This window comes from Bradyrhizobium sp. (genome assembly GCF_017881085.1).
GTDB lineage: Bacteria > Pseudomonadota > Alphaproteobacteria > Rhizobiales > Xanthobacteraceae > Bradyrhizobium.
Map to the genome: position 1 here is coordinate 1 of NZ_JADGRI010000167.1, position 11,485 is coordinate 11,485.

Genomic DNA, 11,485 nt, shown 5'->3' on the forward strand with positions numbered 1-11,485 from the left:
CTGGAAACCAGGTGGGTCAAGCCGGTCCGGCCCGGCGACACCATCCAGCCGACCGGAATCGTGAAATCGAAGCAGGCGACGGCCAACTCGCGCTGGGTCCTGATCGACGTCGTGGTGCGCAACCAGGCGGGCGAGAAGGTCGCGACCGGCGAAGCCATGGTCGAATTCCCGCTGAGTCATCCGGGTTGAAGGCGGCATAACCGGTCAGTCGGCCGGAACACCGGTCGTTCCGCGTGTCGTCAGCTTCCCCGGGCGCGGGGCCGCCAGATGCGCGGCCGGCGTCACCACGTCGCTGGCCAGTCCGAGCCATGCCAGCACGCGAATGGTGAGCCAGGTGTTGTCGATTTCCCACCAGCGATGACCGTGGCGCGCCGAGCGCGGATCGGCATGATGGTTGTTATGCCAGCCTTCGCCGTTGGCGATGAGGCCGACGAGGATGTTGTTGCGGCTGTCCTCGTCGGTCTCGTGGCTTCGGTAGCCCCACAGATGCGTCAGCGAATTGACAGCCCATGTAATGTGCCAAACGAGGACCGTGCGTACGAAGACGCCGAACATCATGATGCTCAGTCCGGTCAGCGCCGCGCCCGCCGGCGTTTCGCCCGATAGCCACGCCACCGCGAAACCGGCACCGAAGAACAGCGGCATCTGGCCGAGATTGATCCAGAGCAGCCAGTTGTTGCGCTCGAGCGCGACGTAGAAGCGGTCGCGCAGGATGTCCTTTGCATAGCGTTCGTAAATCCCAAGCCGCGCGAGTTCCGGCTGATTGACCAGAATCCACCCGATGTGGCTCCAGAAGAAACCTGCAAGCGGGCTATGCGGATCCGGCTGCTCGTCGGAGAATTGATGGTGCCGGCGATGGACGGCGACCCAGCGCGCCGGCGTTTCCTGCAGGCAGGACATCGCAACGATCACCATGGCGTGCTCCAGCCATTTGGGACATTTCAGGCCGCGATGGGTGAGGAGCCGGTGGTAGCAAAGGTTGATGCCGAACAGCCCGCACAGATGCGTGCCGAGCGCGGCCACGATGAGGCCGCTCCAGCTAAAATAGCCGGGCATAAAGGCCAGCAGCGCCGCCGCATGGTAGGCGCCGATCACGGATATATTGGGCCAGTTGAGTTGAAACGGCCGCACGCCCGCGGGCAGCGGCAGCCGCTGATCTGCGCCGGCGGGTATGGCACAATCCGCAGCGGTCAGTACGGCGGTCTTTGCGGTCGGCAGCTTAACTGTCGTCATGGCGAGGTCCGAATCCCAGTCGCTGCGAGACGCAGTCCTCAACCTAGATATACGAAAGATCCGCGTTGGGGTGTAAACCTTTGACCACATTTGTTTATTTTGATGCCTCGGGCGAGGGCCGGTTCCCTTGCGTATGACCTGGCGGCAGCCTGCAGTGTCGCGTTCGGATTGACATTCCACCGGTCAATGGCTTAGAAACCGCGCATCCCGGGCGGGTAGCTGCCGGCGGGGTTAAGCCCAATTTGCCATTTTCGGCCTGTCCAACACGGCCTTTCAACGCATCAGGATTGTCCCATGAAGGTCCGTAACTCGCTGAAATCGCTGCGCGGCCGTCACCGCAACAACCGTTTGGTCCGCCGCAAGGGCCGGGTTTACGTGATCAACAAGGTCCAGCGCCGTTTCAAGGCGCGCCAGGGTTGATCCCGGCTTGATTCAAGGCTGAACAAGCCCGAATTCCTGCTTTCCGGCCGTCCACGAAAATTCTCGCCTTCACGGGGGTTTGACGCGTTTGCTGCTTTGCAGCGCGTTTTCCCGCGTCTAGACTTTGGCGATGGCATTGAGATTCCCCGATCCCGGCAGCAGCCTGATCGCAATTCTTCTCGCCGCCGCGATGGCGACGGTTCCGATAACCGCGTCGGCGCAGGATCCGCACGCCGTGCCGCCGGTACAGCAGAAGAAGCTTCCCGAACCTCCGGTCAAGCTGCCGAAGGTCGGCGCCGACAAGACGCGCGGACTGGATTTCCTGTTCGGCGCGCTCAAGGTGGCGCCCGATGAAGCCAGCGCCAAGCATGTCGAGGCCCGGATCTGGGCGCAGTGGCTGCATACCCCGAGCGATACCGCCGGGCTGTTGATGATGCGCGCCAAGGCCGCGATGGACGCCCAGCAGATGGACGTCGCGCTGAAACTGCTCGATGCCCTGGTCAAGTTGCGTCCGGACTGGGTCGAGGCGTGGAACAGGCGGGCGACGCTGTACTACCTGAAGAATGATTACGGCCATTCGCTGCAGGATATCCAGCAGGTGCTGGTCCGCGAACCCCGGCACTTCGGCGCGTTGGCGGGGCTCGGCATGATCATGCAGGACCTCGGTGACGAAAAGCGCGCGCTTGACGCCTTCCGCAAGGCGCTCGCGATCAACCCGCATATGGACAAGGTTCCTGAACTGGTCAGAACCCTGACCGAAAAGGTCGAAGGCCGCGATATCTGATCGATCCCAAGCGATCAGTTCGCGCGCGAATCAAAGCCGATCCCAAACCATCCGTTGTGAGCTGGAATCGACTTCGGCAACTCGCTTGCTCGCTGTACCCGTATAGCGATCATGGAGGGCGATCCGCTCGCCCGTCCGACCATCAGCGGCTGTCCAAAGGAAGATTGTCCGAAGGAAGAAGGTCCGCCCGCCGCCTCCAAGGATGACTGCGGAACGCCGGATTAATGCAACACCTCGCTGCCATGCTCGAACGGCCCGCCCAGCGCCACGGCGGCGTAAAGCTGTTGCAGCTCCGCTTCCAGCTGCTCGTTGACCAATAGCAGCGCCCGCAGCGCACCGTGCAGGTCGCCATTGCAGCTGGCCACAATCCTGTCGATGGCATTTTCGCTCGGTCTGGAACTCATCGAAACACCCTTTAGTTGTCCCTGAATAAATCCTTGGCTCCCGCCCCGCGTTCCCTGTGGATTGCGTGGATAGGTCCCATCGACGACAGCCTGATGGCGCGCGCCCATCACTTCGCAACGCCGCGGCTGGCGATAAATATAAAGTTACCGATGACGGCGATATGAAGGCACGTTGTAGGCGGGCGGGAAAACTCGCGTAGATTTTAAGACCAACGGCAAAAACGGTATCCATATGGCGGAATGCGTGCGGCCACGAAACCGCGCGCCCCCTGGACCGTAGCTCGGGGATGCCCAGGCTCATCCGGACATTGCGAATGATATCAATCGTCTTCCTGGCGACGCTGGCGATCCTGGCGCTGATCACCCAGGCCGGTGTCCTCGTCCTGCAGCGCCTTTATCCCGCCCAGGGCAGGATGATCGAGGTCGCCGGCGGCAGGCTCAACGTTGTCGACATCGGGAAGTCGGGTGCCGCCGGTCCGCCTGTGGTGATGATCCATGGCGCGAGTTCAAATCTCGAGGCGATGCGCCAGCCGCTCGGCGACCGGCTGGCCGAAAATCATCGGGTGATCCTGATCGATCGTCCCGGTCACGGCTGGAGCACGCGCGCGCATCCGCAAGACTCCACGCCGGCCATCCAGGGCAGGATGATCGACGAGGCGCTGGAAAAACTCGGCGTCGGGCCCGCGATCTTCGTGGTGCATTCCTGGAGTGGTGCGCTCGGCGCGCGCATGGCGCTCGACTATCCCGGGCGCGTCGCCGGCCTCGTCATGCTGGCGCCGGTGGCCTACCCTTGGCGAGGCGGCGTCGGTTGGTACAACAGGGCCGTCGCCACGCCCGTGATCGGCCCGCTGCTCGCCTACACGATCACGCTGCCGCTCGGCATTTTTCTGACCGGGCCCGGAGCGCGCGGCGTATTCCTGCCGCAGATCATGCCGCAAAACTTCATCGCCGATACCGCGACTCCGTTGTTGCTGCGTCCGCGCGAATTCCTCGCCAACGCCCGCGATCTGGTGACGCTGAAGGCGGCGGTGACCGCGCAGGCGCCGCGCTACGGCAATATCAGGGCGCCGGTGGTGGTGATTTCGGGCGATGTCGACAAGACCGTGACGACCAATATTCATTCACGGCCGTTCGCGAATGCGGTGAGCGATGCACGACTGATCGTGTTGCCGCAGGTCGGGCACATGATTCAAAACGCAGCACCCGACCTCGTAATATCGGAGATCGACGCCATGATCGGCAAGCTCGCGCAGCGCACCAAGGGCGCCGCCGACTAGGCGGGTCCGCTCGACACACGGAGCCCTATTGCAGGTGAAGCCGGGGCCGCCGAGTTGGCGCTGCGGCCGAAGGGTGGTAGCCTGCCGCCCATGAAGAAATCCGATATCGCCTGTCCCGAATGCAAGGCCGGTTACCGCCGGATTGAACTGGTTTCCATAGGGGGACCAAAGGGCGAGTATCGTTGCCTGCTTTGCAACCATCTGCTTGAAGTTTTCGACGGCTCAACGGAAGTCGCCATTCGCCTCACGGTTCAACCCGAAAAGACGTTTGAATGACGGTAGCTTCGGCACGCGCCTACTGACGGACGGCCGCCGTGGTCGGATTGGGGCCGTCCTCCAGGCATTGGTTGATTGCCGCCGTCCGGTCTCGGGGCAGCACCTTTGCGTCGTCGACCTTGTGGCGGCATTGCATTTGCCTGATTTGCTCGGCTCGGCGCTTTTCCGCGGCGTCGCGATACTGGGGCGCAACTGCATTCGGGTCGACCAGCTTCTGCGCGAATGCCGGTTCGGCGAATACGCACACCGCAACCAGACTTAACTGCCAAAATGATTTCATGGAAAACCCCTCAAAGCGTTTTCGAGCGAGGTAGATTACCGGTTCGCGCAAAGAAAACCCGTCAAAACAAAAGGCTAAAGCCTCAGAAAAAGCCCGGACTGAGATCCAGTCCATAGGACGCAAGCAGCAGAGACACGGTCAGGCCGACGCCGCAAAACATGGCGATGGTCTTGAGCATTTCGACGTCAATCTGTGTTCCGGACACACGCGAGAGAACTCTTGCGATAGCAGTCATTGCGACCTCCAGGCTGGGCCCCATCAAGAGGGCCGTGCCCACACGTAGCCCAGCTGGCGTCCGATGCATGTGAACGAGGTCACATCCGACCCGGGGACTTGACGCAATCGCAGCAAATTGATCGCCGCGGCGCGAAAGCGGGCGACAGGCGGAGAATGAGCATTCGCGGCGCGATGTGAGCCTCTACGGCCTGAACCGCGACTGGCGAGAATCGCTGTGCCGGTGCAATCTGGCCGCAAGAAGCGGAGCGGCGCGCCCGCCACTGGCGGCGCGTCCGAGCCCAAGCATATTGACAACTGACACGGAGAGTTCATGCGACGCTTCGTTGTTTTGATCGCCGCAGCTCTGCTGATGATGTCCTGCTCTCCCGAGGAGGACGTGACGGGATCAATCCATAATAAATGCGCAACCGACCTGTACAGCGCCTTCAATCCCAAGGCGATGGATCAGTGTATGGCGGTCTGCCTCAAGTGCGATCATGGCACGACGACGACGTGCTCGACGTCATGCAATTTGAAGGGCGCGCGCTGATTTCGCCCCCTTCGTTGGGCATCGATCGCCTGCTGGCCGGGTGTTGCTGTTGCCGCCAAACGGCAGCGCAGGACGCTGAGATGACAATGTTGTCGCCCGCCTTCGGCATCACCGTCGATGATGCCGAAGGAGGTTCGTTCCGCGTGCGGTTTAACCGCGCTTGGCGCGCTACTGGCCCTTGATCTTGCCGTCCTTGTCGAATTGCGAGACGAACGCCCAGAGATTGTTGATCTCGTTTTCGTTCTTGATGCCGGCGAAGGCCATCTTGGTCCCCGGAACCTTCGCTTTCGGATCCTTGATGTATTCCTTGAACTGGGCCTCGTTCCAGGTGATGCCGGAATTCTTGTTGGCGTCCGAATAGCTGTAGCCTTCGGCCGTGCCGGATTTGCGGCCGTCGAGCCCGTTCAGCTCCGGGCCGACCTTGTTTTTGGCGCCTTCGCCGATCGAGTGGCAGGCCATGCATTTGTTGAAGGACGTCTTGCCGGCCGCGACGTCCTGCGCCAGCGCGCTCGATGCGGCTGCGGACGTTGCGATGACGAGCAGCGCGTTCAGGGTCAGTTTTTTCATGGTGTGCTCTTCATGGTTTCGGAGGAGGGCGACGGTGCCGGCGCCCTTGTCGCACAGGGCGCTTGCGGTGGACAAGCCGTGAAACCCCCTGACCGTTTCATCTCTCCTGCCTACGTCTTTCGGATAGGTGGCGTACCGGCATGCGATGCCGCGGGCGAGCTACCCAAAGCGGTCCAGACGTGCTTGATTTGCCACGCGAAATCGGCGAGCACGAACGCTCGCAGCCCGAGGCGCGCGGGGGAGACACAGACATGGCCATCATGATGCCAGCACCGGATCAGGCGGTCTTGAACCGCCGGGAGGCCATCGTGGCGGCGTTGCGCGCCATCGTCCCGGGCGAGGGCGTGATCGACAGTCCCGCCGAAATGCTGCCTTACGAGTCCGATGGCCTGATGGCCTATCGTCAGCCGCCGATGGTCGTGGTGCTGCCGGATACCACCGAACAGGTCTCCCAAGTCCTGAAATACTGCTTCGAGCAGGGTATCAAGGTGGTGCCGCGCGGGTCGGGCACCTCGCTGTCGGGCGGCGCGCTGCCGCTCGCCGATGGGGTGCTGCTGGGGCTGGGCAAATTCAAGCGCATCCGCGACATCGATTTCGATAACCGCGTGGTGGTGACCGAGCCGGGCGTGACCAATCTTGCCATCAGCCAGGCGGTCGCCCACGCCGGATACTATTATGCTCCCGACCCCTCGTCGCAGATCGCCTGCTCGATCGGCGGCAATGTCGCGGAGAATTCCGGCGGCGTGCATTGCCTGAAATACGGCATGACCACCAACAACGTGCTGGGCTGCGAAATCGTCCTGATCACGGGCGAAGTCATCAGGATCGGCGGCAAGTCCGCCGAGACCTCGGGCTACGACCTGATGGGCATCATCACGGGATCCGAAGGCCTGCTCGGCGTCATCACCGAGATCACGGTGCGGATCCTGCAGAAGCCGGAGACGGCACGCGCCCTGATGGTCGGTTTCGCGCAAGTCGAGGCGGCCGGTCAATGCGTGGCTGAAATCATCGGCGCAGGGATCATTCCCGGCGGCATGGAAATGATGGACAAGCCGGCGATCCACGCCGCCGAGGCCTTCGTCCATGCCGGCTATCCGCTCGACGTCGAGGCGCTCTTGATCATCGAACTCGACGGTCCCGGGGTCGAGGTCGATGAACTGATCAAGCGGGTCGAGGCGATCGCGCTGACATGCGGTTCGACCACCTGCCAGATTTCAACCTCCGAAGCCGAGCGCAATCTGTTCTGGGCCGGCCGCAAGGCGGCCTTTCCCGCCGTCGGGCGCATTTCGCCCGACTATCTCTGCATGGACGGCACCATCCCGCGCGGCAAATTGCCGGAGGCGCTGGCGAGAATCCGCGATCTCTCGGTGAAATACGATCTCCGCGTCGCCAACGTGTTCCATGCCGGCGACGGAAATCTGCATCCCTTGATCCTGTACGATGCCAACAAATCGGGTGAAATGGAACGGGCCGAAGCCTTCGGCGCCGACATCTTGCGGGCCTGCGTCGAACTCGGCGGCGTGCTGACCGGCGAGCACGGCGTCGGCATCGAGAAGCGCGACCTGATGGGCGAGATGTTCAGCGAAATCGATCTCGACCAGCAGCAGCGCCTGAAATGCGCGTTCGACGCGCAAGGGCTGCTCAATCCCGGCAAGGTGTTTCCGACCCTGCACCGCTGCGCCGAACTCGGCCGCATGCACGTCCATGGCGGCAAGCTCGCTTTTCCAGACATTCCGCGGTTTTGAGCAGTTGATCGTGGACACTCTCAAAATACGCGACGCCAGGGATGTCGAGGACGCGGTGCGCGCGGCGATCGCCGGCGAGCAGCCCCTGGAAATCATCGGCCATGGCAGCAAGCGGCTGATCGGCCAGCCGATGGCGACCAACGCGCTGCTCGACCTGTCGGCGCTCAATGCGGTGACATCCTATGAGCCGAACGAACTGATCATCACGGTGCAGGCCGGCGCGCCGCTCGCCGACGTCAAGTCGCTGATCGATTCCAAAAATCAGCAGTTCGCGTTCGAACCGGTCGACACCGCGCCGCTGCTGGGCACACCAAGCCTCGGCACCATCGGCGGCATGATCGGCGCCGGCCTCGCCGGTCCGCGCCGCATCAAGGCCGGGGGCGCCCGCGATCATCTTCTGGGAGCACATGGCGTGTCCGGCTTCGGCGAAAGTTTCAAGGCCGGCGGCCGGGTGGTGAAGAACGTCACCGGGTACGATCTCTGCAAATTGCTGGCGGGATCCTGGGGCACGCTCGCGGTCATGACGGAAGTGACGTTGAAGGTGATGCCGCGGCCCGAGAGCGAGCGCACGCTGGTGTTGCGGGGACTCGACGATGCCGCCGCAAACCGGGCGATGACCGCGGCGCTGGGCTCGCCGTTCGACGTTTCCGGCGCGGCGCATCTGCCGAACTCGGCGTCTCGCGCTGAAGTCAGTGAGCTCGGCGACCTCGGATCGACGCGCGAGGCGGTCACCTTGCTGCGGCTGGAGGGCATTGCGGCGTCGGCCGCTCACCGTGCCGCCGCGCTCGGCAAGCTTCTGGCGCCGTTCGGCGCGGCACAGACGATCGAAGACGCCGCCTCTGCCGTGATCTGGGGTTCGATTCGCGACGTGCTGCCGTTCGCGGCCGGCGGCGCGGTGGGGGCTTGGCCGGTGTGGCGGATCGTTTGTCCGCCGGCCGCGGGCGGCGCGCTCGGCGAGCAGCTGGCGCGGGACGCCGGCGGCGAGGTGATCTACGACTGGGGCGGCGGGCTGATCTGGGCGGCGCTGCCGCCGAAGCCGGACGCCCAGGCCGCCCTGGTGCGTCGCCACGCCAATGCCGTCGGCGGTCACGCCATGCTGCTACGCGCCTCCGACGAGGTACGCCGCAATGTCGACGTGTTTCATCCCCAGCGGGCCGGGGTCGCGGCCTTAAGCGAACGGGTCCGCCAGAGCTTCGATCCCAGGAGCGTCCTCAATCGCGGCCGGATGATACGAGGTTCCGCGGCATGAAAACCGAATTCAGCCTTGCCCAACTCGCCGATCCCGATATCGCGGAAGCCGACAAGATCCTGCGCGCCTGCGTGCATTGCGGGTTCTGCACCGCGACCTGTCCGACCTATGTTCTGCTCGGCGACGAACTCGATAGCCCGCGCGGGCGGATCTACCTGATCAAGGAGATGCTGGAAAAGAACCGGCCGCCGACGGCGGAAGTGGTCAAGCACATCGACCGCTGTCTCTCCTGCCTGTCCTGCATGACCACCTGTCCCTCCGGCGTGAACTACATGCATCTGGTGGATCAGGCGCGCGCAAGGATTGAAAAGGACTATCGAAGGCCGCTTGGTGAGCGCCTGTTGCGCGCGGCGTTGGCCTGGATTCTTCCGCGGCCCGGCCTGCTCCGCGCCGGCATGATTCTGGGACGGCTCGGCCGGCCGCTGGCCGCGCTCCTGCCGACCCCCAAAGCGGTATCGGGGGCGCCAAATTTATTAAGGCAAATCAAGGCGTTGCTGGCGCTTTCGCCGGCAAGCCTGCCGGCGGCGGGACCATCCGGCGGAAGCATTTTTGCAGCGATGGGAGAAAAGCGCGGACGGGTCGCCCTGCTGCAGGGGTGCGCCCAGCAGGTTCTGGCGCCGCGCATCAACCAGGCCGCCATCAATCTGTTGACCCGTCACGGCGTCGAGGTGGTGCTGGTCAAGGACGAGCAATGCTGCGGCGCGCTGACCCATCACCTCGGACGCGACGACGACGCGCTGGCGCGGGCCCGCGCCAACATAGGCGTCTGGCTCAGGGAGGCCGAGCAGAGCGGTCTCGACGCCATCCTGGTGACGACGTCGGGGTGCGGCACCGTGATCAAGGACTATGGCTATATGCTGCGCGAGGACCCCGACTTCGCCGGTCCGGCTGCGAAAATATCGGCGCTGGCCAAGGATATCACCGAGTATCTCGGCGGCATTTCGCTGCGGCCAACGCAGCAGCACAGCGACATCGTGATCGCCTATCACTCGGCCTGCTCGCTCCAGCACGGGCAGAAAATCACGGGGCTTCCGAAAGAATTGCTTTCCAAGAACGGATTCGTGGTGAAAGATGTACCCGAGAGCCATTTGTGTTGCGGTTCGGCGGGGACATACAACATTCTCCAGCCTGACATTGCGAACAAGTTGCGTGACCGGAAGGTCGCCAATATTGCGATGGTCAAGCCGGACATGATTGCTGCGGGCAATATTGGATGCATGGTGCAAATTGCCGGCGGCACGTCAGTTCCTGTGGTGCACACGGTTGAGCTTCTCGATTGGGCGACAGGCGGTCCCCGGCCAGGATTGAACTGATCGTTGGGCCTCGAGCTCGAGGCGGACGACTTGAAACGCTCGATAGACATTGGTCGGCGGCAACAGGAGGATCACGATGGCTAAAGGCAAAAAGAAAAAGGGTGGCAAGAAGGCCAAAAAGGCCAAGAAGAGTCTTGTGACGGCGAAGAAGAAATCCGCGAAGAAATCTTCGAAGAAGACCGCGAAGAAATCGGTGAAGAAGGCGAAGAAGTCGGCGAAGAAATCCGCCAAGAAGTCTGCCAAAAAGTCCAAGGCGGCCGCGCCGAAGAAATCCGCCAAGAAGGCCGGCGCCAAGAAGGGCCCTGCAAAGAAGAAGGCGGCCAGGCCCGCGGCACCCAAGCCCGCCGCCCCTGTGTTTGAGCCTGCGCCTGCGCCCGCCCCGGCGCCGAGCTGGGCCACTCCCAGTCCTGCGCCGTCATGGGGCGAGAGTTCGTCGACCCCGTCATCCACTGGCGGAGACGACGGCAACTAGCCGGACTCCCGGGATCGCGGGGACATCCAGACGGACATTTCCAGGCCGCAGCGCCCGCCGCTGCGGCCTGTCTTATTGCGGGTCCCTCGCATTTGATTCGTGGAGTTCGGTGATCCAGCCCCCTCACGCTGCCTTCTCGTGGCCGAAATGTCGCCCGAACGACCCTGAAATGGGTCAAAATTGTTGTCGGAATGCAACACCCGCCGACAACCTTTGCGAGAAGGAGCATAACGCCTAAAAAGGCGGCAAATGCTCGTCTTTTTTGCTTCACTGTGCGGACGTCACGCTCCAAATTGCTGTCACGTTAAGGAAATTCGCTGCAGTCGGTTATCGCTTGTCCCTGGGGGGCGCCGGAATCGGACTGATGTTTTAAATGTGATGGGGATCGTCATGAAGAAAATGGTTTTGTTAGCAACGGCGCTGGCGATGGTATCGGGTTCCGCCTTCGCTGCGGATATGCCTTTGAAGGCTGCCAAGGCTCCGCCTCCGCCGGCGTTCGATCCCTGGGATTTCGCCTTCGGTAGCGCCATCATGAACGACTACATCTTCCCGGCGTTACCCAGTCGAACCACAAGCCGTCGGTCGCCGCTTACTTCGAGCCGCGCTACAACGTGACCAAGGACCTCCAGCTTTACGTTGGCTCCTCGTTCGAGAGCATTTCCTTCCCGAACCGCGCCGCGGCCGAAGTCGATATCTACG

The 11,485-nt window shown here is 62.8% G+C and carries 14 protein-coding genes and 2 pseudogenes; 11 read left to right on the plus strand and 5 right to left on the minus strand.

The window, feature by feature from the left end; translation table 11 throughout:
- Positions 1–189 (plus strand): annotated as a pseudogene (locus tag QZ213_RS16510) (phosphate acetyltransferase); the annotation flags it as partial.
- Between the two features lie 15 nt (positions 190–204).
- On the opposite strand, the gene QZ213_RS16515 reads toward QZ213_RS16510, so the two are convergent.
- The gene (locus tag QZ213_RS16515; protein ID WP_291687162.1) at positions 205–1,233 is read right to left on the minus strand and encodes a fatty acid desaturase; all 1,029 of its coding nucleotides are present in this window, start codon (positions 1,231–1,233) and stop codon (positions 205–207) included.
- A gap of 294 nt (positions 1,234–1,527) precedes the next feature.
- Between QZ213_RS16515 and ykgO the strand changes: the two genes are divergently transcribed.
- Complete coding sequence (ykgO, locus tag QZ213_RS16520; RefSeq protein ID WP_002718645.1) at positions 1,528–1,653, plus strand: type B 50S ribosomal protein L36; 126 nt, start codon at positions 1,528–1,530, stop codon at positions 1,651–1,653.
- Between the two features lie 130 nt (positions 1,654–1,783).
- Complete coding sequence (locus QZ213_RS16525) at positions 1,784–2,437, plus strand: tetratricopeptide repeat protein (protein WP_291687163.1); 654 nt, start codon at positions 1,784–1,786, stop codon at positions 2,435–2,437.
- Positions 2,438–2,658: 221 nt separating this feature from the next.
- Here QZ213_RS16525 and QZ213_RS16530 read toward each other — a convergent pair whose 3' ends face one another.
- Positions 2,659–2,841, minus strand: coding sequence for a hypothetical protein (locus QZ213_RS16530; protein ID WP_291687164.1), 183 nt, complete (start codon positions 2,839–2,841; stop codon positions 2,659–2,661).
- 314 nt (positions 2,842–3,155) lie between these two features.
- Here QZ213_RS16530 and QZ213_RS16535 point away from each other — a divergent pair, with 314 nt between their 5' ends.
- Both QZ213_RS16535 and QZ213_RS16540 read left to right on the plus strand, forming a co-directional pair.
- Positions 3,156–4,118: an alpha/beta hydrolase gene (locus QZ213_RS16535; RefSeq protein WP_291687165.1), complete on the plus strand. Its 963-nt coding sequence runs from the start codon at positions 3,156–3,158 to the stop codon at positions 4,116–4,118.
- Positions 4,119–4,208: 90 nt separating this feature from the next.
- On the plus strand, positions 4,209–4,394 hold the full coding sequence (locus QZ213_RS16540) for an MJ0042-type zinc finger domain-containing protein (protein WP_291687166.1): 186 nt from the start codon (positions 4,209–4,211) through the stop codon (positions 4,392–4,394).
- A gap of 19 nt (positions 4,395–4,413) precedes the next feature.
- Here the strand turns inward: QZ213_RS16540 and QZ213_RS16545 are convergent, their stop codons facing one another.
- Together QZ213_RS16545 and QZ213_RS16550 are read right to left on the minus strand one after the other, a co-directional pair.
- Complete coding sequence (locus QZ213_RS16545; protein WP_291687167.1) at positions 4,414–4,674, minus strand: hypothetical protein; 261 nt, start codon at positions 4,672–4,674, stop codon at positions 4,414–4,416.
- Between the two features lie 82 nt (positions 4,675–4,756).
- Positions 4,757–4,909 carry a hypothetical protein gene (locus QZ213_RS16550; protein ID WP_291687168.1) on the minus strand — a complete coding sequence of 51 codons (153 nt, stop codon included), beginning with the start codon at positions 4,907–4,909 and terminating at the stop codon, positions 4,757–4,759.
- Positions 4,910–5,221: 312 nt separating this feature from the next.
- Here QZ213_RS16550 and QZ213_RS16555 point away from each other — a divergent pair, with 312 nt between their 5' ends.
- Positions 5,222–5,440, plus strand: coding sequence for a hypothetical protein (locus QZ213_RS16555; protein ID WP_291687169.1), 219 nt, complete (start codon positions 5,222–5,224; stop codon positions 5,438–5,440).
- 168 nt (positions 5,441–5,608) lie between these two features.
- On the opposite strand, the gene cycA is transcribed toward QZ213_RS16555, so the two are convergent.
- Positions 5,609–6,007: a cytochrome c-550 CycA gene (gene cycA / locus QZ213_RS16560; protein ID WP_291687170.1), complete on the minus strand. Its 399-nt coding sequence runs from the start codon at positions 6,005–6,007 to the stop codon at positions 5,609–5,611.
- A gap of 251 nt (positions 6,008–6,258) precedes the next feature.
- Between cycA and QZ213_RS16565 the strand changes: the two genes are divergently transcribed.
- The 5 genes and pseudogenes from QZ213_RS16565 to QZ213_RS16585 all read left to right on the plus strand — a co-directional run.
- Positions 6,259–7,752 (plus strand): FAD-linked oxidase C-terminal domain-containing protein, encoded by a 1,494-nt coding sequence (locus tag QZ213_RS16565; RefSeq protein ID WP_291687171.1) that lies wholly within the window; start codon positions 6,259–6,261, stop codon positions 7,750–7,752.
- Between the two features lie 10 nt (positions 7,753–7,762).
- Complete coding sequence (locus tag QZ213_RS16570; RefSeq protein WP_291687172.1) at positions 7,763–9,001, plus strand: FAD-binding protein; 1,239 nt, start codon at positions 7,763–7,765, stop codon at positions 8,999–9,001.
- On the plus strand, positions 8,998–10,314 hold the full coding sequence (gene glcF, locus QZ213_RS16575) for a glycolate oxidase subunit GlcF (protein WP_291687173.1): 1,317 nt from the start codon (positions 8,998–9,000) through the stop codon (positions 10,312–10,314). Before QZ213_RS16570 ends, glcF begins: the two co-directional genes overlap by 4 nt.
- A 76-nt stretch (positions 10,315–10,390) precedes the next feature.
- On the plus strand, positions 10,391–10,786 hold the full coding sequence (locus tag QZ213_RS16580; RefSeq protein ID WP_291687174.1) for a histone: 396 nt from the start codon (positions 10,391–10,393) through the stop codon (positions 10,784–10,786).
- Positions 10,787–11,176: 390 nt separating this feature from the next.
- Positions 11,177–11,485 (plus strand): annotated as a pseudogene (locus tag QZ213_RS16585) (hypothetical protein); the annotation flags it as partial.